The 24335-nt window shown below is 72.8% G+C and carries 18 protein-coding genes; 12 read left to right on the top strand and 6 right to left on the bottom strand.

The window, feature by feature from the left end; translation table 11 throughout:
• Positions 1 to 9: 9 nt before the first annotated feature.
• A complete protein-coding gene (locus tag NAMU_RS14550; RefSeq protein ID WP_015748161.1) occupies positions 10 to 1512 on the bottom strand; it encodes a sodium:solute symporter in 1503 nt (500 codons plus the stop codon).
• 149 nt (positions 1513 to 1661) lie between these two features.
• On the opposite strand from NAMU_RS14550, the gene NAMU_RS14545 reads away from it, so the two are divergent.
• Entirely contained in the window at positions 1662 to 2339 is a 678-nt protein-coding gene (locus NAMU_RS14545; protein ID WP_015748160.1) for a helix-turn-helix domain-containing protein, read from the top strand.
• Positions 2340 to 2574: 235 nt separating this feature from the next.
• Here the strand turns inward: NAMU_RS14545 and NAMU_RS31460 are convergent, their stop codons facing one another.
• Entirely contained in the window at positions 2575 to 3576 is a 1002-nt protein-coding gene (locus tag NAMU_RS31460; RefSeq protein ID WP_015748159.1) for a 5'-3' exonuclease, read from the bottom strand.
• A gap of 58 nt (positions 3577 to 3634) precedes the next feature.
• The gene (locus NAMU_RS14535; RefSeq protein ID WP_015748158.1) at positions 3635 to 5056 is read right to left on the bottom strand and encodes a carotenoid oxygenase family protein; all 1422 of its coding nucleotides are present in this window, start codon (positions 5054 to 5056) and stop codon (positions 3635 to 3637) included.
• Positions 5057 to 5162: 106 nt separating this feature from the next.
• On the opposite strand from NAMU_RS14535, the gene NAMU_RS29365 reads away from it, so the two are divergent.
• Together NAMU_RS29365 and NAMU_RS14525 are read left to right on the top strand one after the other, a co-directional pair.
• Positions 5163 to 5864 (top strand): GntR family transcriptional regulator, encoded by a 702-nt coding sequence (locus NAMU_RS29365; protein ID WP_015748157.1) that lies wholly within the window; start codon positions 5163 to 5165, stop codon positions 5862 to 5864.
• Positions 5861 to 7228, top strand: a complete 1368-nt coding sequence (locus tag NAMU_RS14525; protein ID WP_015748156.1) for an ankyrin repeat domain-containing protein — start codon at positions 5861 to 5863, stop codon at positions 7226 to 7228. Before NAMU_RS29365 ends, NAMU_RS14525 begins: the two co-directional genes overlap by 4 nt.
• An 11-nt stretch (positions 7229 to 7239) precedes the next feature.
• On the opposite strand, the gene NAMU_RS14520 is transcribed toward NAMU_RS14525, so the two are convergent.
• On the bottom strand, positions 7240 to 8001 hold the full coding sequence (locus NAMU_RS14520) for a dienelactone hydrolase family protein (RefSeq protein ID WP_041368988.1): 762 nt from the start codon (positions 7999 to 8001) through the stop codon (positions 7240 to 7242).
• A gap of 78 nt (positions 8002 to 8079) precedes the next feature.
• Here NAMU_RS14520 and NAMU_RS14515 point away from each other — a divergent pair, with 78 nt between their 5' ends.
• The 5 genes from NAMU_RS14515 (at position 8080) to NAMU_RS30015 (ending at position 13679) form a co-directional block, all read left to right on the top strand.
• Positions 8080 to 9240: a M24 family metallopeptidase gene (locus NAMU_RS14515; RefSeq protein WP_015748154.1), complete on the top strand. Its 1161-nt coding sequence runs from the start codon at positions 8080 to 8082 to the stop codon at positions 9238 to 9240.
• Positions 9233 to 9727, top strand: a complete 495-nt coding sequence (locus NAMU_RS14510) for an Lrp/AsnC family transcriptional regulator (protein ID WP_041368985.1) — start codon at positions 9233 to 9235, stop codon at positions 9725 to 9727. The genes NAMU_RS14515 and NAMU_RS14510 overlap by 8 nt, the downstream gene beginning before the upstream one ends.
• Positions 9724 to 11865, top strand: a complete 2142-nt coding sequence (locus NAMU_RS14505; RefSeq protein WP_015748152.1) for a prolyl oligopeptidase family serine peptidase — start codon at positions 9724 to 9726, stop codon at positions 11863 to 11865. Before NAMU_RS14510 ends, NAMU_RS14505 begins: the two co-directional genes overlap by 4 nt.
• 151 nt (positions 11866 to 12016) lie before the next feature.
• Entirely contained in the window at positions 12017 to 13444 is a 1428-nt protein-coding gene (locus tag NAMU_RS14500) for an MDR family MFS transporter (RefSeq protein WP_083786030.1), read from the top strand.
• Between the two features lie 73 nt (positions 13445 to 13517).
• Complete coding sequence (locus NAMU_RS30015; protein WP_015748150.1) at positions 13518 to 13679, top strand: hypothetical protein; 162 nt, start codon at positions 13518 to 13520, stop codon at positions 13677 to 13679.
• Between the two features lie 53 nt (positions 13680 to 13732).
• Here the strand turns inward: NAMU_RS30015 and NAMU_RS14495 are convergent, their stop codons facing one another.
• Complete coding sequence (locus tag NAMU_RS14495) at positions 13733 to 16180, bottom strand: HAD-IC family P-type ATPase (RefSeq protein ID WP_138180224.1); 2448 nt, start codon at positions 16178 to 16180, stop codon at positions 13733 to 13735.
• A 77-nt stretch (positions 16181 to 16257) separates the two neighbouring features.
• Here NAMU_RS14495 and NAMU_RS14490 point away from each other — a divergent pair, with 77 nt between their 5' ends.
• A complete protein-coding gene (locus tag NAMU_RS14490) occupies positions 16258 to 17898 on the top strand; it encodes an amidohydrolase (RefSeq protein WP_015748148.1) in 1641 nt (546 codons plus the stop codon).
• Here the strand turns inward: NAMU_RS14490 and NAMU_RS31455 are convergent.
• Positions 17874 to 18545, bottom strand: a complete 672-nt coding sequence (locus NAMU_RS31455) for a GntR family transcriptional regulator (RefSeq protein WP_015748147.1) — start codon at positions 18543 to 18545, stop codon at positions 17874 to 17876. The two genes, NAMU_RS14490 and NAMU_RS31455, sit on opposite strands and share 25 nt — an antisense overlap.
• A gap of 274 nt (positions 18546 to 18819) precedes the next feature.
• On the opposite strand from NAMU_RS31455, the gene NAMU_RS14480 reads away from it, so the two are divergent.
• From NAMU_RS14480 to NAMU_RS14470, 3 genes are read left to right on the top strand one after another with little or no spacing between them, the layout of a single operon-like run.
• Positions 18820 to 21720, top strand: a complete 2901-nt coding sequence (locus tag NAMU_RS14480) for an FAD-binding and (Fe-S)-binding domain-containing protein (protein ID WP_015748146.1) — start codon at positions 18820 to 18822, stop codon at positions 21718 to 21720.
• A 46-nt stretch (positions 21721 to 21766) separates the two neighbouring features.
• Positions 21767 to 23518, top strand: a complete 1752-nt coding sequence (gene lnt / locus NAMU_RS14475) for an apolipoprotein N-acyltransferase (RefSeq protein ID WP_015748145.1) — start codon at positions 21767 to 21769, stop codon at positions 23516 to 23518.
• Complete coding sequence (locus tag NAMU_RS14470; RefSeq protein WP_015748144.1) at positions 23515 to 24309, top strand: polyprenol monophosphomannose synthase; 795 nt, start codon at positions 23515 to 23517, stop codon at positions 24307 to 24309. Before lnt ends, NAMU_RS14470 begins: the two co-directional genes overlap by 4 nt.
• Positions 24310 to 24335: the final 26 nt, after the last annotated feature.

The raw sequence follows: 24335 nt of genomic DNA, 5'->3' as shown, positions 1-24335 counted from the left end.
CGTTCGTCCTCAGGCCTGCTGGGTCGCGGCGGGGGAGGTGGCGGCGGTGCGCTTGCGGTTGACCCGGCGGTCCCATTCGGCCCGGATCGGTTCCGGGGTGGCCGGGGTGATCAGGCTGACCACCACATAGGCGAGCAGGCTGACGATCAGGCCGGCGAAGATCGGCTCGTTGGCGTAGATGTCGCCGTAGTACGCCATGGTGCCCAGGGTGACCACCACGCCGGCGCCGATGGAGGCCAGCGCGCCGGTGATGGTGCCGCGCTTCCAGATCAGGCCGCCCAGGATGGCCACCAGCAGGCCGCCGACGAGGATGTCGTAGGCGATGGTCAGCGCGGCGATGACGTCGCTGATGACGCAGGCCATGCCGATCGTCAGCAGGCCGAAACCAAAGATGTACCAACGGCTGCCGGAGACCTCGTCGTGCTCCTGGGCGGGCGTCGCGGACTCGTCGGCGGTGCCGGCCGAGGCGCCGGTGGCGGCCGGGTGCCGGCGCCGCCGGAAGGAGGCCACGATGTCCTCCTTGGCCACCGTCGCGGTGGCGATCAGGGCGCCGCTGGAGGTGGACATGATGGCGGCCAGGGCGGCGGCGATGACCAGGCCGGCCACGCCGACCGGCAGCACGGCCTGGACGACCGCGGGATAGGCGTCGTCCCGCTCGGCCAGGTTCGGCAGGATCGCCTTGGCGCTCATCCCGATCAGCGCCCCGGCCACCGCGTAGAGCAGGCAGTAGACGCCGGAGGCGGTGCCGGCCCATTTGGCGACGCTGTCGCTGCGGGCGGTGAAGACCCGCTGCCAGATGTCCTGGCCGATGACCAGGCCGAAGAAGTAGATGACGAAGTAGGTCACGATCGTGCCGCCGCCGATGGTGGTCAACGAGAACGCCGTGTCCGGCAGCTTCTCGGCCAGCCCGGCAAAGCCGCCGGCCTTGATCAGGGCGGCCGGCAGCAGCAGGACGAAGATGCCGATGGTCTTGATGATGAACTGCACGAAGTCGGTGAGCGTGATCGACCACATGCCGCCGAGCACCGAGTAGGTGACCACGACGGCGCCGCCGATGATGATCGACGGGACCTTGCCGATGTCGAACAGCACGCCGAAGACGGTGCCGTAGGCGATGGTGGAGGTAACCGCCAGCATGAGGGTGTAGGCCCACATGACGATCCCGGACAGCAGGCTGGCGCCGCGCCCGTATCGCAGTTCGAGCAGCTGGCTGACCGTGTAGACGCCGGCCCGGTTGATCCGGCCGGCGAAGACCAGGCTCAGGAACAGGATGTCGCAGCCGATGGAGAAGACCAGCCAGAGTCCGGACAGGCCGTACTCGTAGCCCAGGCCGACGCCACCGATGGTGGAGGCGCCGCCGATGACCACGGCGGCCATCGTGCCGGCGTAGAGCATCGGGCCGAGCCGGCGTCCGGCGACCAGGAAGTCCGACTCGCTGGTGGCCTTGCCCTTGGCGTAGAAGCCGATGCCGATCATGGCGCCGATATAGACGGCGATGATGACGAGATCCATGGGGTTCCCTGACGCTGAGAAGGGACGGAGGACGACGTGCGCTGATCCCGGGGTGCCCTCAGCATGCAACAGAAGTTTCCTTCACGTCAACCCTTGTCGCTTATGAAATACTCAGGTTGCCTGCAGGGATACCGCACGAAGGGGGCACGATGACCGGCGCTGTGGCGACCGAACCAGCGCCGAACGAGGAGACCGCGCGAATCGGCGCGAAACTCAAGGCCATCCGGCGGGCGCAGCGGCGCACGCTGGAGGAGGTGGCCGAGGCCAGCGGGCTGACCAAGGGTTTCCTGTCCAAGATCGAGCGGGACCTGGCGTCGGCCTCGGTCGCCGCGCTGCTGCGCATCTGCGCCACCCTGGGCATTCCGCTGTCGTCCCTGTTCGAGAGCGATTCCACCGGAGAGGTGGTGCGCGCCGGGCAGTACCCGCGGATCGACTTCGGCGGGCAGGACCTGGAGGAATACCAGCTGACCCCGTTTGCCGAACGCCGGGTGCAGGTGCTGCGCTCGGACATCCGGCCCGGTGGCGGCAGCGGGCCGGAGGCCTACAGCCTGCCGGCCGAGGTGGAGTTCGCCTACGTCGTCACCGGCCGGCTGGCCATCGGCTTCGCCGACCGGACCGTCGAGCTGGGCCCCGGCGACGCGTTCACCTTCGACGCCACCGTCAACCACACCTTCCGCGCCGAGGCGGTCGACGAGCTCACCACCGTGCTGTGGGTGCTGTGCCCGGCCCTGGCCGATCCGGCCTCCAAGACCGCCGAGCCCGCCGGCGCCGCGCCACCCGCGCCCGCCCATCCCTCCCGCGCCGCCTACGCCGCGCGGATCAAGTAGCCGCGCGGACCAACTGTCCCGCGCCGACCAACTATCCCGCGCGGATCAACAAGCCCGGCGCGGCCGAAGTCGTTGACTCGGGCCCCTTCAGTCACATTGGGGGGAGTTTGATCCGCGCAAGGGAAGTTGATCCGCGCGGTCAGAGGGGCCGGGGCGCGAGCCGCGCGGTCAGAGGGGCCGGGGGTGAGCCGGAAGGTCGAGTGGTGCGGCTGGTGGGGTGGGCCTCGCAGGAGGATCAGCCGGCGGTGAGGGTCTGGAGCAGGCGGTTGACCGGGCCGCCGATGCCGTGGGCCCGGATCAGGTCGGACAGAGCCTGGGGGTCGACGGGTTCGGCCGGCAGGCGGCCGTCGCCGGCGGGTTCGACGGAGACCGGAGCGTCCTGGGCGACCCGCACCACCCGCGGGGCGACCAGCAGGTAGTCGCGGGCGGCGGCCAGTTTGCTGCGCACCCCGGGGGCCAGGCCGGTGGACCGGGCGTCCAGCGCCTCGATCAGGCCCTCGATGGAGCCGAACCGGCCGATCAGGGTGGCCGCGGTCTTTTCCCCGACCCCGGCCACGCCGGGCAGGCCGTCGGAGGGGTCGCCCCGCAGGGCGGCGAAGTCGGCGTAGCTGTCGGCGGGAATGCCGTAGCGGGCGGCCACGTCGGCGGCCGAGTAGACCTTGGCCTTGCTCATCCCGGCCCCGATGTAGCGAACCGTCACCGGCGGGGCGTCGTCCCGGGCGACCTGGAACAGGTCCCGGTCGCCGGTCACCACCTCGACCGGGTCCACCGACTCGGCGTGGGCCAGGGTGCCGATGACGTCGTCGGCCTCGAATCCGGGGGCGCCGGCGACGGTGATGCCGATCGCGGCCAGCGTGTCCAGCAGGATCGGCACCTGCGGGGACAGTTCGTCGGGCACCACCTCGATGTCGGCCGAGGGTCCCGCGGTGCCGCTGTGCGGGGTGGCTGCGGCCAGCGCGTCGGCGGCTGCGGCCAGCGAGGCCGCCTGGGCCGAACCGGGTTCCAGTACGCGGTGGGTCTTGTAGGACTCGATCAGCTCGACCCGCCAGGCCGGCCGCCAATCCAGGTCCAGGCAGGCGATCACCCGGGTCGGCCGGGCGTCGGCCATCACCCGGGCGATGATGTCCAGCGATCCGCGCACCGCGTTCATCGGCCGGCCGTCCGGCGCGGTCGTCGACGTCGGCACCGCGTAGAACGCGCGGAAATAGATGCCGGCCAGATCAAGCAATTGCAGCATGGCGCCCGACGCTACCGGGCGGCCCGCCGGCCGGCGGCCGGGGCTGCCCGGTGAAGGCTCACTCCTGCGTCGGCAGCCACGCGCCGTGCAGGCCGGCCGGCACTCGCTGCGGCAGGTGCACGGTGGCCACGGGACCGGACCGGGGATCGGCCGCCGGAATCACCAGCAGGCGGCTGGTCAGATCGGTGCGATCGGTGGCGAGGCACAACCACCAGCCGTGGGAGGCGTCGGCATCACCCGGCGTGGGCACGAAGCATTGCTCACCGACGGACAGGTCGCCGGCGTCCCAGGTGGCGAAGGACCCGGTGCCCGCGTCGAACCAGCCGAGGGTGTCCGCGTCCCCGGACGGCAGCGAACGGGCTCCGCCCTTGAGCGAGGTGGCAATCTGCCGATGGTCGGCGGCGATCGTCCGGTCGTCGATCCGGGGGAACTCCATGGACCGGTCGACCAGGGTCTCGTGCCGCACCCGCCCGGTGCCGGGGTCGATCACCATCCGGGCCAGACCACCGGCCGGTCGCACACCCGGCACCAGCCCGCCCGGCGCGGACCACCGCGCGTAGTCCAGCACCACCTGACCGTCGGCCCGATCATGCGCGTTCGCGGTGTGCCACAACCAGAACGACTCGGTCGCCGCCCACCGCACCGGCCCGCCGTCCCGCGGGATCAGGGCGATGCGGGTGCCGTCGTCGGGTCGCCAGGACAGCAGCGATCCGCCGGTCGCCGCGCCGGCCGGGTCGAAGTAGAACGGCGCCACCACCACGACGACGTAGCGATCGGTGATCGCCATGTCGTGGATCATCGCGGGCCGGTCCAGTCCGGCCACCGGTGTCGGCGGGCGAACAGTGGAGCCGTCCGGGCCGATCACCGCCCAGGTGAGAAATGGTGCTTCGAGCTGGTAGCAGAACACGACCATGTCGCTGGTGGCCGGATCCACCTTCGGATGCGCGGTGATGCCGACCGGAATCGTGCCGCAGAAGGTCTCCCGACCGATGGTGGCCAACTCGGGTGACATGAGGAACGGATTGGCCGACTCGGCCAGGGCCAGCAGCCGCCCGGCGTGGCGGACCACGTTGATGCCCGGCAGGTCCTTGACGGTGCCGGCCAGGTCGGGCCCGACCTGATCCGCGCCGGGCTGGTAGTCCATCCGCATCAACCCCGGCCACAGCGCCCGGCCCGCGGCCTCCTCGGCCACCACCGCCGGGGTGCGGACGAACCGGTTGGTGTAGCCGGCCCGGCCGTCCCGGAACCGGACGCGGTGCAGCATGCCGTCGCCGTCGATCGGGTACAGGTAGCCGCCGATGGGGGTGAACCGGGGGTTGGGGCCGTTACGCACGTAGTCACCGTCGATCCCGGCCGGCAGCTCGCCGTCGATGCGCAGGCCGTCGACGTCGATCTCCGTGGTGGTGGGCGCGAAGACGCCCTGCAGGTGCGGATTGGTGGTTGGGTCAACCGGCGGGGGCGCCGAGCGGGTGCTGATCATGCCTGCTGTCTACCCGTCGCTCCCGGTCCAGACATCCGTCGGTCGGCGGATATTGAGCCTGGGGACCGGCTCCCGCCCTCCACGAGATTTTGGTATACCATTTGGCGTGACCGACCAGAGAACGACGAGCCCGCGACCGTCCGCGGCCGAACCCGGCCCGGCCCTGCGCACGGCGGTGGGCGAGGCGCTGCGCGGCCTGATCGTGCGCGGCGAGCTCCCGCCGGGGGCGCGCCTGGTCGAGCGGACGCTGGCCGACCGGCTCGGCGTGTCCCGGGTTCCGGTCCGGGAGGCGCTGCGCGACCTGGAGGCCCAGGGGTATGCGGTCACCCGGCCCACCCGCGGCATCCAGGTGCGCGAGTACTCGGCCGCCGAGGTGGACGAGCTGTTCGAGATCCGGGCCGCGCTGGAGACGATCCTGCTGCGCCGGGCGACCGGTGGGGTGTCGCCCGGCGCGGCCGAGCGGCTGCGGGCATGCCTGGCCGAGACGGCGGCGGACCTCGCGGCCGGTGACCGGGCCGCCGCCGTCGCCGGCAACGCGCGGTTCCACGAGGTGCTCACCGACGTGGCCGCCGGCCCGCAGCTGCGGAGTCTGCTGGATGGGCTGGGGGAGCGGATGCAGTGGCTGTTGACCCAGCACGGCGACCCCGCCGCGATCCATCTCGAACACGTCGCCCTGCTCGACGCGCTCCTGGCCGGTGACCTGCCGGCGGTGGAACGACTTGGTGCTCAGCACTTGTCGACCAGCCGGGCCGAGCTGGAGCGGCGCCACGAGGTGCGCCGGACGAACGATCCGGGGGTGCGGTCGTGAGCTCCACCCGCCCGCTCGCCGCGCTGGGCCTGCTGGCGGTGGTGGTGACCGCCTGCGCCCCAGTGGCCGGGACCACCGCGTCCTCGCCGGCCCCGAGCTCGCCGCCGGTGACCTCGCCGTCCAGCCCGCCAGCCACCACTACCACCACCGCCACCACCGCCACCCCCACTCCGGAGACCGCCATCACGACCTCGATCGAGCCGTCCGGACCGCCGGCCGAACCCGCCGGTCCGCCCGCGGGAATCGATGTCCCGCCGCCCGCCCCGAACCCCGCGCTGGACCAGCCGCTGCGCGACGCCGCCTGGGCCAATGACGTGCCCACCGCGGCCGCTCTGATCGCCGCCGGCGCCGACGTCAACGCCAAGGACGAGACGCAGCAGAGCGCCTACCTGATCGCCACCAGCGAGGGCTACCTGGACCTGTTGGAGTTGACGTTGGCCCACGGCGCCGACCTGACCAGCCTGGACTCCTACCAGGGCACGGGGCTGATCCGGGCCGGTGAACGCGGCCACGCCGACATCGTCGGCCGGCTGCTGCGGGCCGGCATCGAGGTGAACCATGTCAACCGGCCCGGGTGGACCGCCCTGGACGAGGCCATCGTCTACGGCGACGGCGGTCCGACCTATGTCGACACCGTGCGCGCACTGGTGGCGGGCGGCGCCGACGTGGACCGGGTTGCCTCCGACGGCCGCACCCCGCTGCAGAACGCGCAGCGCCAGGGTCAGGACGCGGTGACCGCCACGCTGGACCGGGCCGGGCAGGCCCCGCCGGCCGATCCGGCCGCCGCGCTGCTGGCCGCCGCCGATGCCGGGGACGCCGACGGGGTGGCGGTCGCGTTGCGCGCCGGGGCCCCCATCGAGACCCGGGACGAGCACGGGCGGACCCCGCTGCTGCTGGCCGCGTTGGCCGACCGCGTCGACACGGCCCGGCTGCTCGTCGTGCTGGGCGCCGACCCCGACGCCCAGGACGACCGCTGGGACAGCCCCTGGCTGGTCACCGGGGTGACCGGCAGCGTGGCCATGCTGGAGACGCTGCTGCCGGCCCATCCCGACCTGACCCTGCGCAACCGGTTCGGCGGCGTCTCGGTCATCCCGGCCAGCGAACGCGGGCACGTCGACTACGTCCGCCGCGTCGTGACCACCGGCATCGACGTCAACCACGTCAACGACCCGGGCTGGACCGCCCTGCTCGAGGCCATCGTCTATGGCGACGGATCGGCGCCCTACCAGCAGATCGTGGACATCCTGCTGGCCGCCGGGGCCGACCCGCGGATCGCCGACGCCCAGGGCATCACCCCGCTGCAGCACGCCCGATCGCGTGGGCAGACCGAGATCGCCGACCGGCTCGCGGCCGCCGGCGGCTGACCCGGGCCCATTCAGTCCGCTTGGTCGGTCCCGGCCGGAGGGCCGGGGGACGCCCGCAAATGCTCGTCGAAGAAGGCCAGGATCCGTCGCTTGGCCTCGGCGGCACTGTCGTGGTCGTAGCCGACCCCGAACACCTTGCCGATCGTGGTCAGCGGGGAGGGCACCACGTTGCGGCTGATGAAGGCGTGCCGTGCGGCCGGGTACTCCCGAACGTCCAGCGGCACGCCGGCCCGCTCGGCCGCCGCGGTCAGGGTGGCCCTCGCCCCGCGCAGCGAACGATCCCGGCCGCCGAAGCTGGCCACCAGCGGGCAGCTCCCGGCCAGCACCTCGTCCAGGTTCGGCGGCAACGGGCCGTAGTTGACCGCGCCGGCGTCGTAACCACCGCGGCCGGCCAGCAGCAGCGCGAACCCGCCGCCCAGGCAGTACCCGGCCACGCCGACCGCGCCCGTGCAGTCGTCGCGGCCGGCCAGGTAGGCCCGGGCCGATTCCAGCTGGTCGAAGACCGGTCCGCGTTGCGCGAAGAGCTGCCGCACGGTGCCCTTGACGCAGCGGACCATCGAGCGCCCGTGGTACAGGTCGGGCATCAGCGCCAGGTACCCGGCGGCGGCGAACCAGTCGCACTGTTCCTGCATGTCGTCGGTCGGCCCGGTGGCCTCGTGCACCACGACGACGCCGGGCCACGGACCCGGGTCGGGCCTGGTCGACACCGGCGTGGCCAGGTAGGCCTGGCGGCGCTGCTGCGGGCCGGGGCCGGGAACGGGGATCGTCCGCACGGCGCCGACGCTACGCCGTGCGCCCTCGCTCGGCCGGGCGCGCACGCCTGGGGACGCGGCCGACATTAGGCTCCGGGTATGGCCGCCGAAACCACGGAGTCGACGCTGATCCCCACCTTCACCGACCGGCTCACCCGGCTGGCCGAGCTGGCCAACGGGCGCGGTGCGGACGTCGTGCTGATCACTCCCGGGCCGGACCTGGCGTACTTCATCGGCCACTCGGTCGGCTCCCACGAGCGGCTGACCTGCCTGGTGGTGCCGGCCGACGGGCGCCCGGCGCTGCTCGTGCCGACCCTGGAACGGCCGGGCTGGGCGAACACCCCGGTCGAGGCCATGGACATCGCGATCAGCACCTGGACCGACGGGCAGGACCCCTACGCCGCGCTGGTCGAGCTGCTGCCGGCCGACGCCCGGGTCCTCTCGGTGGACTACCACATGCCCGCGGTGCACGCCCTGAATGCGCAGGCCGCGGTGCCCGGCGCGGAGCTGACCCTGGCCGGTGAGCTGATCGCCGAGCTGCGGATGCGCAAGAGCGCCGAGGAGGTCGCCGCGCTGGCCGACGCCGGAGCGGCGATCGACCGGGTGCAGCGGAGGATCGGGCAGTGGTTGCGAGCCGGTCGCACCGAGAACGAGGTGGCCGCCGACATCGCCGCCGCGATCGTCGCCGAAGGCCATGAGCGACCCGATTTCGTCATCGTCGGCTCGGCGGCCAACGGGGCCAGCCCGCACCACGAGGCCTCGGACCGGGTGATCGAGCCGGGCGACGTGGTGGTGATCGACATCGGCGGCCCGATGCCGTCGGGCTACTTCTCCGACTGCACCCGCACGTACGTGGTGGGCGGCCGGCCGGTTCCGGAGCGCGTGCGCGAGGTCTACGAGGTGGTCCGGCGGGCCCAGGCCGCCGGGGTGGCCGCGGTCCGTCCGGGGGTGACGGCGGAGTCGATCGACGCCGCCTCACGCAGCGTGATTGAGTCAGCGGGATTCGGGGAATACTTCATCACTCGGACCGGTCACGGCATCGGCCTGGAAGTTCACGAACACCCCTACATGGTGTCCGGCAACACGATCACCCTGGAGGAAGGTATGGCGTTCTCGGTGGAGCCGGGGATCTACCTGCCCGGCGAGTTCGGGGTCCGCATCGAGGACATCGTGGTGGTGGGGGAGTCCGGCCCTCGGCTGATGAACCTCGCCCCCACCGAGCTGATCGTCCTCGACGCCCGTTCCACCGTCGATGGCTGAGGGACCGGCCGTGCTCGAAGACCTCGATGCCCGCATCGCCGCCGTGCTGGCCGCCGACGGCCGCTGCAGCTACACCGATCTCGCCGAGAAGGTGGGCCTGTCCGTCTCCGCCGTGCACCAGCGGGTGCGCCGGCTGGAAAAGCGCGGGGTCATCCGCGGGTACACCGCGCAGATCGACAGCGAGCAGATCGGCCTGCCGCTGACCGCGTTCGTCTCGCTCACCCCGATCGACCCGGCGGCGCCCGACGACTACCCGCACCGGCTGGCCCAGATGCCCGAGATCGAGGCCTGCCACTCGGTGGCCGGCGTCGAGTCGTACATCGTCAAGGTGCGGGTGCAGTCGCCGGCCGCGCTGGAGGCCCTGCTGGCCCGGATCCGGGGCACGGCGGGCATGACCACCCGCACCACCGTCGTGCTGTCCACCCCGTTCGAGGGCCGGCCGGTCGCCCCGCCGCTGGATCCGGACGCGCCCGGCCCGGCCGAGTGAGCCAGCCCCTCCGCTACCCGCCCGCCGATCGGGACGAGGTCGTGCAGGTGCTCCACGGCCATCGGGTGGCCGACCCGTACCGGTACCTGGAGGATCCCGACGCGGACCGGACCCGGGCCTTCGTCGACGCCCAGAACGCCCTGTCCCGGCCCATTCTCGATGCGCTGCCGGCGCGCGAGCCGCTGCTGGCGATGACCACCGCGCTGCTCACCGCGCCCCGGCGCGGGGTTCCCTGGGAGCGGGGCGGCCGGTACTTCGTGGTGGCCAACCCCGGCGAGCTGGACCAGGACCAGCTGTTCTGGGCGCCGAGCCTGGACGAGCTGCTCGACGCGCCGACCCTGCTGCTGGACCCCAACGACCTGTCCGCCGACGGCACCGTCGCGCTCACCGCGGCCCGGGTCAGCCCGGACGGGCGGCTGCTGGCCTACGCGGTGTCCGAGGGTGGCTCGGACTGGCGGACCATCCGGGTCCGCGAGGTGGCCGGCGGGGTCGATCGGCCGGACGAGCTGCGCTGGACCAAGTGGGTCGACCCGACCTGGCTGCCGGACGCCTCGGGGTTCCTGTACTGGCGCTATCCGGAGCCGGCGGGCGCCGGCCGCGGCGGCGCGCTGACCGACGCGATGGGCGCTGGTGAACTCGTGCTGCACCGGTTGGTCGCCGGCTCCGGGCCACCGCAGGCGGCCGATCGGGCGGCCAACCCGGGACCGGACGAGGTGATCTGGACGCCGCCGGATCGGGACTGGCTGGCCGATCCGTGGGTCGCCCCCGACGGCCGGTGGCTGGTGCTGACCAGCAGCCCGGGCACCGATTCCCGCAGCCTGATCTGCGCCCACCGGCTGCGCACCGACCAGGGGCGGGTGGTCATCGACCCCGCCGCGGTGCCGGTGGTCGGCGAACTCGCCGACGCCCACCACGTCGTCGGCAGCGACGGCGACACGCTCTACCTGCGCACCGAGCGGGACGCGCCGCGCGGCCGGCTGGTCGCGGTGGAGCTGGCCACGGACGCCCCGACGGCGGCTTCCTGGCGGACCGTGGTGCCCCAGCACGAGCAGGACGTCCTGGTCAGCGCCCATCCGGCGCGCGACTGCTTCGCCCTGGTCTGGTCCACCGACGCCGCCCACCGGCTGCAGGTGGTCGACCGGACCGGCGCTCACCGGGACTGGCCGGCGTTGCCCGCGCCGATCTCGCTGATCGCGGTGAACACCCGGGCCGGCTCGCCGGAGATCCTGCTCGGGGTCGGCTCGTTCACCGCGCGGACCCGCTCGTTCCGGCTCGAGACCGGCCCGTCGATCACCCTGACGGCGCTGCCCGGGCCGGGTGGCGACGTGCCGCTGCCGGAGCTGGTCACGCAGCGCCGGCGGACCGTCTCCAGCGACGGCGTCGAGGTCCCGATGACCGTGCTCCGCCGGGCCGACCTGGCCCCGGGTCCGGCCCCGACCCTGCTGTACGGGTACGGCGGGTTCGACATCGCGCTACTGCCGTCGTTCTCGGCGATGTTCGCGGCCTGGGTCGCCGCCGGCGGGGTGCTGGTGGTGACCAACCTGCGCGGCGGCGGCGAGTTCGGCGCCGACTGGCACCGGGCCGGGATGGGCCACCGCAAGCAGCAGGTGTTCGACGATCTGATCGCCTGCGCCCAGGCGCTGATCGACTCGGGCGACACGACCCCGGCGCAGCTGGCCGTGCACGGCCGATCCAACGGCGGGCTGCTGGTCGGCGCGGTGCTGACGCAACGACCGGAGCTGTTCGCGGCCGCCCTGCCCACCGTCGGCGTGCTGGACATGCTGCGCTTCCACCTGTTCACCATCGGCTGGGCGTGGACCACCGACTACGGCTCGCCCGAGGACGCCGACGATTTCGCCGCGCTGCTGGCCTACTCACCGCTGCACCGGCTGACCCCGAGCACCCGCTACCCGGCCACTCTGATCTGCACCGGGGACCACGACGACCGGGTGGTCCCGGCGCACTCGCTCAAGTTCGGCGCGCAGCTGCAGCACTGTCAGGCCGGGCCCGCCCCGGTGCTGCTGCGGGTGGACACCCGGGCCGGTCACGGAATGGGCAAGCCGGCCCGCGCGTTGGCGCTGGAGTACGCCGACCAGCTGGCGTTCGCCGCGGCGCACACCGGGTTGGCACCGGTCTGACTCGGCTAGCCCCCTGCGCGAAGATTAGCCTGGGTAATGTTTGGCGAGGACGCGCGGACGGACGGGGAGGTGGCCGGTGACGGCAGCGGCGGCGGGGCCGGTGGGCGCGGTCGGATTCCGGTCCGAACGTGGGCCCATCCTGGCCGCGCTGATGCTCTCGACCTCGCTGGTCGCGCTGGACTCGACCATCGTGGCCACCGCGGTGCCCTCGATCGTGGCCGACCTGGGCGGCTTCGCCGAGTTCCCCTGGCTGTTCTCGGTCTACCTGCTGGCCCAAGCGGTCTCGGTGCCGATCTACGGCAAGCTCGCCGACATCGTCGGTCGCAAACCGGTCATGCTGTTCGGCATCGGGCTGTTCCTGCTCGGCTCCATCCTGTGCGCGGCGGCCTGGGGGATGGTCCCGCTGATCATCTTCCGGGCGTTGCAGGGGCTGGGCGCCGGCGCCGTGCAACCGATGAGCGTCACCATCGCCGGCGACATCTACACCCTGGCCGAGCGGGCCAAGGCGCAGGGCTACCTGGCCAGCGTGTGGGCCATCTCGGCAGTGGTCGGGCCGACCCTGGGCGGCGTGTTCTCCGAATGGCTGACCTGGCGGTGGCTGTTCATCGTCAACATCCCGCTGTGCCTGCTCGCCGCCTGGATGTTGGCCGGCCGGTTCCAGGAGAAGGTGCACCGGGTCCACCACCGCATCGACTACCTGGGCAGCGTCACCCTCACCGTCGGCGCGACCCTGCTGATCCTGGGCCTGCTGGAGGGCGGCCAGGCCTGGGCCTGGAACTCGGTGCCCAGCATCGCCGTGCTGGGTGGCGGGGTCCTGCTGCTGGCGGTGTTCCTGATCGCGCAGCGGTGGGCCGCCGAACCCGTGCTGCCGCTGTGGGTGTTCTCCCGGCGGGTGCTGGTGGCCAGCGCGGTGATCGGCGTCCTGGTCGGCGCCGTGCTGCTCGGCCTGACCACCTACGTCCCGACGTTCGCGCAGACGGTGCTGGGCACGGGCCCGCTGGTCGCCGGATTCGCGCTGGCCGCCCTGACCATCGGCTGGCCGATCTCGGCGACCCTGTCCGGCCGGCTCTATCTGCGCTTGGGCTTTCGCACCACCGCCCTGATCGGCGCCACCCTGGCCATCGCCGGTGCGCTGCTGACCGTGCGGCTGACCGCCGCGTCCGCGGTCTGGCAGGTCGGCGCCTGCTGCTTCCTGATCGGGTTGGGCATGGGCCTGATCGCCAGCCCCAGCCTGATCGCCGCGCAGTCCAGCGTCGGCTGGGCCGAGCGCGGGGTGGTGACCGGGACCAATATGTTCGCCCGATCCCTCGGCAGTGCGGTCGGCGTCGCGTTCTTCGGCGCCCTGGCCAACGTGAGCCTGGGCGCGACCGCCAATGCGGCCGACAACCCGGCCGGGGTGGCCGCCGCGACCCATGACGTGTTCGTGGCCATCGCCGTGCTGGCCGCCGGCCTGTTCGCCGCCGCCTGGCTCCTGCCGGCCGGCCGGCCCACCGCGCAGGCCGCCTCGGCGGACCCGTCGGCCGACCGCGCCGGCACCGCGCCGGCCGGTGATCACACTGCCCGCTCCGTGGCCGATTGACTCATCCGTCGCCGGGGTACCCCAAGTCCGAATGCCGATTGTCGGCAATCGTCCGGAGAAAGGGTGTGGCGACATGGTTGTGGCCATCGTGCTGGTCGTCCTGGCCATCCTGCTGGGACTGGGCGGGCTGCTGTTCACCGCCCTCAAGTGGTTGCTCATCATCGCCGCGGTGCTGCTGGTCGCGGGTCTGGTGATGGGCTTCATCTCCCGCGGCAAGGCGCGCAGCCTGCGCTGAGGTGTTTCCCGGCGGCGCGGCCGGGTCGAGGACCCGGCCGCGGCCCGGATCGGTCAGATCCCGGCGGCCGAGCGCATCCCCGGTTCGGTGCGGTAGATGATCTCGATGGCCAGGGCGCCGACCGCCCCCACCGCCAGTGAGGTCCACAGGGTGGTCGGGGTGAGCGAGAAGTTGAAGAACTGCTGGCCCAGCGGGGTGATAAAGGCCAGAGCGGCGATCGCCACCATCGAGGCGACCAGGGCCGCCTTCCACAGCCGGAACGGCCGGGACAGCACGACCAGGATCCAGAACGCGGTAAACAGCAACGCGATCGTCGCCGCGGTGGAGGGCTGCCAGCAGACCACGTTGTCGGTGACCTTGCTGCCCTCGGTCTGCACCAGGCACTCGGAGGCCGGCGGGGCGCCCACCTCGGCCCGGGCCAGCAGGTACGAGACGAACACGACGATGCCGGAGACCACGCCAGCCGGGACGGCGAAGCGCAGCACCCGCTTGAGGAACCCGGGCACGTAGCGCCGCTTGTTCGGGCCCAGGGCCAGGAAGAACGCCGGGATGCCGATGGTCACCGCCGAGACCAGGGTCAGATGCCGGGGCAGGAACGGGAACGGCAGCGTGAACAGGGCCGCGGTGATGATCGCGATCAGGCTCATCACGTTCTTGGCGACGAACAGGTTGGCCACCCGCTCGACGTTGCCGATCACCCGCCGGCCCTCGGCCAGCACCGACGGCAGGTGCGAGAAGCGCCCGTCCAGCAGGACCAGCTGGGCCACTGCCTTGGTCGCCTGCGCCCCGTTGCCCATGGCCACGCCGATGTCGGCGTCCTTGAGGGCCAGCGCGTCGTTCACCCCGTCGCCGGTCATCGCGGCCACGTGCCCGTTGCGCTGCAACGCCTGCACCAGGGCCCGCTTCTGTTCCGGTGAGACCCGGCCGAAGACGGTGGTGCGCTCGACGATCTCGCGCAGCTCCTCGGGGTCCTCGCCGATGGTGCGGGCGTCGACCAGCGCCTCGGGCGGCACGTCCAGGCCGACCCGGCGGGCGATCGCGGCCACCGTCGTCGGGTTGTCGCCGGAGATGACCTTGATGCTCACGCCCTGGTCGGCGAAGTACTCCAGGGTCTCCTGGGCGTCCGGGCGGACCTGCTCGGTCAGCGTCACCAGCGCGGCCGGCGTCATCCCGGCGGGCAGCTCCTGCCCCTGCAGCGCGGCCGGGGAGCGACCCAGCAGCAGCACCCGGCGGCCGGTGGCGGCCAGTTCGGCCACCCGCTCGCGCAGCGGGTCGTCCGCGGCCAGCAGCACGTCCGGCGCGCCGAAGACCAGGCAGCCGCGGCCGGCGAACGACGCGGCACTCCACTTGCGGGCCGAGTTGAACGCGATGGTGTCCTCGCGCTGCCAGTCCGGCGGCACCGGCAGCGCGGCGGCCAGCGCCTTGAGGGTGCCGTTGGCGTTCGGGTCGTCGGCCAGGGCGCCGAGCGCCGCCCGCACCTCGTCCGCGGACAGGTTCGCCGCCGGCACCGGTTCGCAGTCCTCGTAGGCGATGTCGCCGACGGTCAGGGTGCCGGTCTTGTCCAGGCAGACCACGTCGACCCGGGCCAGCCCCTCGACCGCGGGCAGTTCCTGCACCAGCACCTGCTGGCGGGTCAGCTGCACGGCGGCCAGCAGGAACGCGACCGAGGTCAGCAGCACCAGCCCCTCGGGGACCAGGCCGACCAGGCCGCCGGTGGACCGGATGACCACCTGCTGCCAGCCCTGGTCGCCGATCGCCCGCCACTGCGACCACAGCTGCAGCGGCAACGCGATGACGATGATCCAGGTGATGTACTTGAGCAGCTGGTTGACCGACTCCTGGATCTCCGAGCGGGTCTTGGTGAACTTCTTGGCCTCCGCGGCGATCTTGTTGATGTAGGCGTCGTGGCCGACGGCGGCGGCCGGGAAGCGTCCGGTGCCGGCCACCACGGTCGTGCCCGAGCGGACCTCGTCGCCGGCCGCCTTGGGGATCGCGTCGGCCTCGCCGGTCAGGTTGGACTCGTCGATCTCCAGGCCCGAGGTGCTGACCATGACCCCGTCGGCCGGTACCTGGTCCCCGGTGCGCAGCTCGATCAGGTCGTCGAGCACGACCTGGCCGGTGGGGATCTCGATCAGCGCGCCGTCCCGGATGACCCGGGTGGTGGGCGCGTTGAGCAGGGCCAGCCGGTCGAGCTTGCGTTTGGCCAGGTACTCCTGCCCGATGCCGATGGCCGAGTTCACCACCAGCACCACGCCGAACAGCCCGTCGGCCAGCGATCCGGTGATCAGGATCAGCACGAACAGGCCACCCAGGATCGCGTTGAACCGGGTGAACACGTTGGTCTTGACGATCAGCCACAACGACCGGGACGAGGCCTGATCGGTGTGGTTGACCTGGCCGGCGGCGACCCGCTGGGCCACCTGGTCGGCGGTCAGCCCGCGGGTGAGATCGGCCTGGGTGTCGACGCCGACGCCACCGGAGTCTTCGGGGTGCACACTCACGTGATCACTGTGACAGATTGCTCCCACCCTGGTCAGCTCAGTTGCCCGACCCGCCGGCTGGTGTTGACTGGTCCCCGATGACGCTCACAGTTCTGCGCAACGGCCGGGTGCACACCGCGGCCGACCCGGAGGCCACCGCGCTGGCCATCACCGACGGCACGATCGGCTGGATCGGCGGCGAACACGCGGTCGGCAACGCCGGCCCGCCGGATCGGGTGATCGACCTGGCCGGCGCGCTGGTGGTGCCCGGTTTCGTCGACGCGCACGTGCACAGCCTGGACGCCGGGCTGGCCCTGACCGGGCTGGATCTGTCCGGGACCCGGTCGTTGGCCCAGTGCCTGGACGCGATCCGGGCGCACGCCGCCGAGCTGGACACCCGGCCCGGGACGCCCGGGATCCTCTGGGGCCACGGCTGGGAGGACTCCCGCTGGCCCGAGCAGCGGCCGCCGACCCGGGCCGAGATCGACGACGCGGTCGGCCACCGCCCGGCCTACCTGTCCCGGATCGACGTGCACTCGGCGCAGCTGTCCAGCGCCCTGGCTTTCCTGATCCTCGACCGCGTCGCCGAGCGCCCGGACGGCTGGTCGGACACCGACCCGGTCACCCAGCAGGCGCACGCCGCCGTCCGGGCGGCCGCCCGTGACCTGCTCACCGCCGACCAGCGCCGGGACGCCCATCTGGCTTTCCTGCGGGCCTGCGCGGCGCAGGGCATCGTCGAGGTGCACGAGTGTGCGGCCGGTGACGAGTCCGGCCGGACCGACCTGCGGGCCCTGCTGGCGCTGGACGGGCCGATCCCGGTCCGCGGCTACCTGGCCGCGGTGGCCACCGATCCGGCGCAGGCCCGGGACCTGCTGGCGCAGACGGGCGCGCACGCCCTCGGTGGCGATTTGGTGGTCGACGGGGCCATCGGGTCCCGCACCGCCGCCCTGACCAGCCCCTACCTGGACTGCCCGAGCAGCCGCGGGGTCCGGTACCTGAGCGACGAGCAGATCGTCGAGCACCTGGTGGCCTGCACGCAGGCCGGTGTGCAGGCCGGCTTCCACGCCATCGGCGACGACGCGGTGTCGGCCGTCGGTCGGGCGTTGACGATCGCCGCCGAGCGCCTGGGGGAGCTCGCCACGGTCCGGCTGGCCGGCTGCGCGCACCGGATCGAGCACGCCGAGATGGCCGACCGGGCGGCCATCGCCGCGTTCGCCCGGACCGGGGTGGTGGCCAGCATGCAACCCCTGTTCGACGCGGCCTGGGGCGGCGAGGACGGGCTGTACACCCGACGGCTGGGCCCGGACCGGGCCGCGCCGATGAACGATTTCGCCGGCCTGGCCGCGGCCGGGGTCGCGCTGGCCTTCGGCTCGGACGCGCCGGTCACCCCGATCGGACCGTGGGCCGCGGTCCAGGCCGCGGTGCATCACCGCACGCCGGACAGCGGGCTGTCCCCGCGGGCCGCGTTCACCGCGCACACCCGCGGCGGGCACCGGGCCGCCGGCCGGATGGACCGGGAGATCGGCACCATCAACCTGGGTGCGCCGGCCCATCTGGCCATCGTCGAGGCCGGCGAGCTGGTGCGGCCGGCAGCCGACGCGGGAGTGGCCCGCTGGTCCACCGATCCGCGCTCCCGGGTGCCGCTGCTGCCCGACCTGTCCCCGGGGGTGACGCTGCCCCGGACCCTGGCCACCCTGGTCGGTGGCCGGATCGTCTACGACACCGGGGTGTTTGGCTGACCCGGTGAGGGCCGGTCCAGGTGCGCGGCCAGCGCGTCCCGGGCGCCGGCCAGGTGCTCGCGCATCAACGACGTGGCTCTCTCGACGTCGCCGACGGCCAGGGCGGCCAGCACGGCGTCGTGCTCGGCCACGATCCGATCCCGGCCCAGGGCGTAGCGGGACTGCACCATCGACAGGTGGATCTCCCCGCTGAGCCCCTGGTACAGCCGGTTGAGCCGGGGGCTGCCGACCGCGTCCACCAGCACCCGGTGGAACCGCAGGTCGGCCTCGACGAACGTGCTGTGCGCGGCGTCGGGCGGCACGTGGGCCAGGTCCGTCACGGCCGTGGCCGCGGACTCGGGCACCCCCCGCTCGGCCAGCAGCCGCATCACCTCCAGCTCCAGCGGCATCCGCACCAGGAACAGGTCGTCCACATCGGCCCGGGACAGCGTCGGCACCTGGGCCGAGCGATGGGCCTCCCGCCGCAACAGCCCCTCGGTCACCAGGGCGGCGATCGCCGCCTTCGCGGTCGGCCGGGACACCTCGTACTCGGCGGCCACCTCGGTCTCGCCGAGCCCGGACCCCGGGTCGATCCGGCCGTCCAGCACCTTGGCCCGCAACGAGGCCGTCAGGGCGTCCACCACCGAGACGGTCCGCAACCCCTTCATCGATCTGCCTCCAGCTACGCGTCATGGCTGCGTCCGGGCCGGAATCTACCGGCTCGTCCGTCTCTCCGTCAGGCTGTCCGACAGAGTCATTGACACACATGTGTACTTGTAATACAAAATGAGGACAGACCTGGACCGACGCGGAGCGCCCGAGTCTCGAGGGGCGAGAAAGCGCCTTGTTCCGCATAGTGGGGTCAGGGAGCCTGTGGCTCCCGTCGGACGTGCGACCGGTCGGACGCGAGGTGCTCGAGTGAATGGTGGTGGCTGGATGTCGATGGCAACGAAGGCGTCGCGGGGGACCGGGAGCGGGGACCCGGGGTCCTCGACCCTGCTGCCGCCGGCCGACCCGGCCCTGCTGGACGCGCTCGGCCGGGCCCTGCCCGGCCCCGGCCAGCTGCGTACCCGCGCGGTCGACCGGTTGGCGCTGGGCCACGACGCCTCGCACTACTTCCTCACCCCGACGGCGGTCGTCACCCCGCACGATGCCGACGACGTGGGCCGGCTGTTCGCCGTCTGCGCCGCCCAGGGCGTCCCGCTGACCTTCCGCTCCGGCGGCACCAGCCTGTCCGGGCAGGCCAGCACCGCCGGGGTGCTGGCCGACACCCGCAAGCACTTCCGGGACATCGACATCCTCGACGACGGCGCCCGGGTGCGGGTCGGCCCCGGGGCGACGGTCCGCGCCGTCAACGCCCGCCTGGCCCGCTACGGCCGCAAGCTCGGACCCGACCCGGCCAGCGAGATCGCCTGCACGCTGGGCGGTGTCGTGGCCAACAACTCCAGCGGTATGGCCTGCGGCACCACCGGCAACACCTACCGGACGCTGGAGTCGATGGTGCTGGTGCTGCCCAGTGGCACGGTGATCGACACCGGCGCGGCCGACGCGGACGACAAGCTGCGGCTGACCGAACCGGCCCTGTACCAGGGGTTGGCCGGGCTGCGCGACCGGGTTCGCGGCAACGTCGAGTCGATGCGGATCATCACCGCCCAGTTCGCCATGAAGAACACGATGGGGTACGGGCTCAACGCGCTGGTCGACCACACCCGGCCGGTGGACATCCTGACCCACCTGATCATCGGCAGCGAGGGCACGCTGGCCTTCGTCGCCGCCGCGGTGTTCCGCACGGTGCCGCTGCTGCGGCACGCGATGACCGGCCTGCTGGTCTTTCCGGACCTGTCGGCGGCCACCGGGTCGCTGCCCGCGCTGGTCTCCACCGGTCCGGCCACCATTGAGCTGCTGGACGCCACCTCGCTGCGGGTGGCCCAGTCCGACCCGGCTTGCGACGAGATCATCAGCCGCATCACCGTCGACCGGCACGCGGCGCTACTGGTCGAATACCAGGCCGACTCGGCCGACGCGGTCGCCGAGGCCAGCGCGGCGGCCGGCCCGGTGCTGCGGTCCATTCCGGTGGCCGGCCCGGCCGAGCTGACCGCCGACCCCCGGGCCCGCGCCCGGCTCTGGCACACCCGCAAGGGTCTGTACACGACCGTGAACGAGGCCCGGCCCTCCGGCACCACCGCGCTCCTGGAGGACATCGTCGTGCCGGTGCCGCAGCTGCTGGACACCTGCGAGCAGCTGATCGAGCTGTTCGCCAAGCACCGCTACACCGACAGCGTGATCTTCGGCCACGCCAAGGACGGCAACATCCACTTCATGCTCACCGAGCGCCTCGGCGGCGGGGGCGACCTGGACCGGTTCGCCGCGTTCACCGAGGACATGGTCGAGCTGGTGCTGGCCAACGGCGGCAACCTCAAGGCCGAGCACGGCACCGGCCGGATCATGGCCCCGTTCGTCCGCCGCCAGTACGGCGACGAGCTGTACGAGGTGACCGTGCGGATCAAGCAGCTGTGCGACCCGGCCGGGCTGCTCAACCCCGGTGTCATCGTCACCGACGACGACCGGGCCCACCTGCGCGACCTGAAGGTCACCCCGACGGTCGAGCCGGAGGTGGACCGCTGCGTCGAGTGCGGCTACTGCGAGCCGGTCTGCCCCAGCCGGGACCTGACCACCACCCCCCGGCAGCGGATCGTGCTGCGCCGGGAGATGCAGCGGGCCCGGGAGGCCGGCGACACCGCCCTGCTGGCCGAGCTGGAGACCGAGTACGAGTACGACGGGGTGCAGACCTGCGCCGTCGACGGCATGTGCCAGACCTCCTGCCCGGTGTTGATCAACACCGGCGACCTGGTCCGGCGGCTGCGGGCCGAACGGATCGGCCCGGCCACCGCCGCCGGCTGGTCCACCGCGGCCAAGCACTGGGCCGGCACCACCCGGCTGGCCGGGGCCGCCCTGACGGTGGCCGAGAAGGCCGCGTCGGTGCTGCCTCCGACCCTGATCACCGGGCCGAACGAGCTGGCTCGCCGGGTGGTCGACCCGGACCTGCTGCCGCTGTACTCCGCGGAGCTGCCCGGCGGCGGCCGCCCACGCCGGGCATCGGCCCCGACGACGCCGGGGGAGCCCGAGATCGTCTTCTTCAGTGCCTGCGTCGGCACCATGTTCGGCCCGACCGAGGGCGCGCCGGGGGCCCGGGAGTCGTTCGTGCGGCTGTGCGAGCGGGCCGGGGTGACGATCGCCTACCCGGACGACCTGCCCGGCCTGTGCTGCGGCACGCCCTGGAAGTCCAAGGGACTCAAGGACGGCTACCAGGTGATGGTTCGCAAGGTCCTGCCCCGGTTGTGGGCGGCCTCCCAGCAGGGCCGGCTGCCGGTCGTGTGTGACGCCTCCTCGTGCACCGAGGGACTGCGGCACATGCTCGAGCACGAGCTGGCCCAGGGTCACTTCCCGGGGCTGCGGATCGTGGACGCGACCGCCTTCGTCGCGCAGCGGGTGCTGCCCCGGCTGCCGATTGCGCGCACCGTGGCGACGATGGCCGTGCACCCGACGTGCTCGTCGACCCAGCTGGGCATCAACGACTCGCTGACCGCGGTCGCCGCGGCCGTGGCCGAATCGGTCACCGTGCCCGACACATGGGGATGCTGCGCCTTCGCCGGCGACCGCGGCCTGCTGCACCCGGAGCTGACCGCGTCGGCGACGCGGGCCGAGGCGGCCGAGCTCCGGGCGGCCGGCGAGTTCGACGCCTACGCCTCCTGCAACCGGACCTGCGAGCTGGGCCTGACCCGGGCCACCGGGCACCCCTACCAGCACGTACTCGAGCTGCTGGACTGGGCCAGCGCCCCCTGACCGGAACACAGCCGGAATTCACCGGCCACGCCATTACAGTGACGCCGTGCCTTTACCGACCGTCGACCACCCGACCCAATCGGGACAGCCGTCGCGGCCCCATCGGCGCGGGCGGCTGACCCGCTGGCGCCGCGACCTGCTCGGTCCCGGCGGCCTGCGCATCCTGGCCGCCGCGGCCGGTGGCTACGCGCTGTACCAGGCATTCGCGCCGTCCACCCGGTGGTGGCTGGCCATCGTCGGGTTCACCCTGCTCGGGCTGGCCCTGGACCGGCGCGGCTGGCGGGCCGGCCTGGGCCTGGCGTTCGTGTTCGGGCTCACCTTCTACATCCCGTTGCTCTCGTTCACCAACATCTACGTCGGCGACTTCCCCTGGTACGCGCTGTCGGTGGCCGAAGCGGTGCTCACCGCGCCGGTCGGGGCGCTGGTGGCCGCCGCGTCCCGGCGGCTGCCGCTGTGGCCGGCCTGGGCGGCGGCGGCCTGGATCACCGGCGAGGCGCTGCGCGGCCGGATCCCGTTCGGCGGCTTCCCGTGGGGCGGCATCGCCTTCTCCCAGCCCGACGGCCCGCTGCTGCCGGCCGCCTCACTGGTCGGCTCGGTCGGGTTGGCCTTCCTCACCGCGCTGGCCGGCTTCGCCCTGGCGGCGCTGATTGGGGAGCTGATTGGGGAGCTGATCGGGGCGCTGGGCGCCCGCCCTCGACCGCCCTGGCGGTCGGTGGCCGTCCTGGGCTCGGGGGCGTTGCTGCTCGTCCCGTTCGTTCTGGGCGTGCTCGGCCTGAGCACCATGCAACGTGGCACGGACGCGCCGACCGAGACGATCGCGGTCATCCAGGGCAACGTGCCCCGGCCGGGCCTGGACTTCAATGCCGAGCGCCGCGCGGTGCTCGACCTGCACGCCCAGCAGACCCACCAGCTGGCCGCCGAGGTGCGGGCCGGACGCACCCCCGCACCGACGTTGGTGATCTGGCCGGAGAACTCGACCGACATCGACCCCTACCGCAACGCCGACGCCAACGCGGTGATCTCCGCGGCCGCCGCCGACATCGGCGTGCCCATCCTGGTCGGGGCGGTCGTGCAGGGTGCGAACGCCGGCGAGGGCTACAACATGGGCATCGTCTGGGACCCGGTCACCGGCCCGGGCGACACCTACACCAAGCGGCACCCGCTGCCGTTCGGCGAGTACATGCCCTACCGGTCGTTCTTCCGGCTGTTCTCGGACAAGGTGGACCTGCAGCGGGGCACCTTCCTGCCCGGCGACCGGCCCGGCAACTTCGACATCGCCGGCGTCCCGGTCGGCGACGTGATCTGCTTCGAGGTGGTCTACGACGAGCTGGTCCGGGACGTGGTGAACGGCGGCGCGCAGGTGCTGGTCGTGCAGACCAACAACGCCACCTTCGGTTACACCGACGAGACCTACCAGCAGCAGGCGATGAGCCGGGTCCGGGCGGTCGAGCACGGACGCAGCGTGCTGATCTCGTCGACCAGTGGGGTGTCCACGGTGATCCGGCCGGACGGCTCCATCGAGTCCTCGATCCCGCTGTTCACTCCCGGTTATCTCACCCCGCAAGTGCCGCTCATCCAGGTCACCACACCGGGTACGGTGCTCGGTGGCCCGTTGGAGTGGCTGCTGGCGCTGGCCACCCCAGTGGCCCTGGCCATCTCGATCCTGCTGGCCCGCCGACGCCGCCGGGCCGGGGCGGACGGTGCCCCCGCCGCCACGGCCAGCCCCACCGCACCCGGCAGCACCATCACCACCGGCGGTCCGACCGCCGCGACCACGACGGAGGACCCCACACCGTGAGCCCGAAAGGCGCCCAGTCGCCGCGCTTCGAACTCGACGAGCCGCACGGCGATCGCGTCCTGGTCATCATCCCGACCTACGACGAGCGGGAGAACCTGCCGCTGATCCTGCAGCGGCTGCTGGCCGCGGTGCCCTCGGTGCACGTGCTGGTCGCCGACGACGGCAGCCCCGACGGCACCGGGCAGGTCGCCGACGAATGGGCGGCCCGGGACGAGCGGGTGCATGTGATGCATCGCACCGAGAAGGCCGGCCTGGGCGCGGCCTACATCGCCGGCTTCGGCTGGGGCCTGGACCACGGGTACGACGTGCTGGTGGAGATGGACGCCGACGGCTCCCACCCGCCGGAGCAGCTGCCCCGGCTGCTCGACGCACTGCAGCACGCCGACCTGGTGCTGGGCTCGCGGTACGTCTCCGGCGGTCAGGTGGTCAACTGGCCCAAGCACCGTGAGTGGCTCTCCCGGGGCGGCAACCTGTACTCCCGGTTCGCGCTGGGCGTGCGGATCTACGACATCACCGGCGGCTACCGGGCCTATCGGGCCGAGGTGCTCAAGGCGCTGGCCCTGGACGAGGTCGCCTCCACCGGCTACTGCTTCCAGGTCGACCTGGCCTGGCGCACCGTCCGGGCCGGGTTCCGGGTGACCGAGGTGCCGATCACCTTTACCGAGCGGCAGATCGGCGAGTCGAAGATGAGCGGCAGCATCGTGCGCGAGGCGCTGCTCAAGGTCACCCAGTGGGGCGCGGCGCATCGTTGGCGTCAGCTGACCGGGGTGTTCCGCCGCAAGCCGGCCTGACCGACCGCGGGACCCGCCGACGAGAA

It is taken from the genome of Nakamurella multipartita DSM 44233 (assembly GCF_000024365.1).
GTDB lineage: Bacteria > Actinomycetota > Actinomycetes > Mycobacteriales > Nakamurellaceae > Nakamurella > Nakamurella multipartita.
Note: the sequence above shows the minus strand (reverse complement) of the source record. Positions and strands in the feature narration are given on the sequence as shown.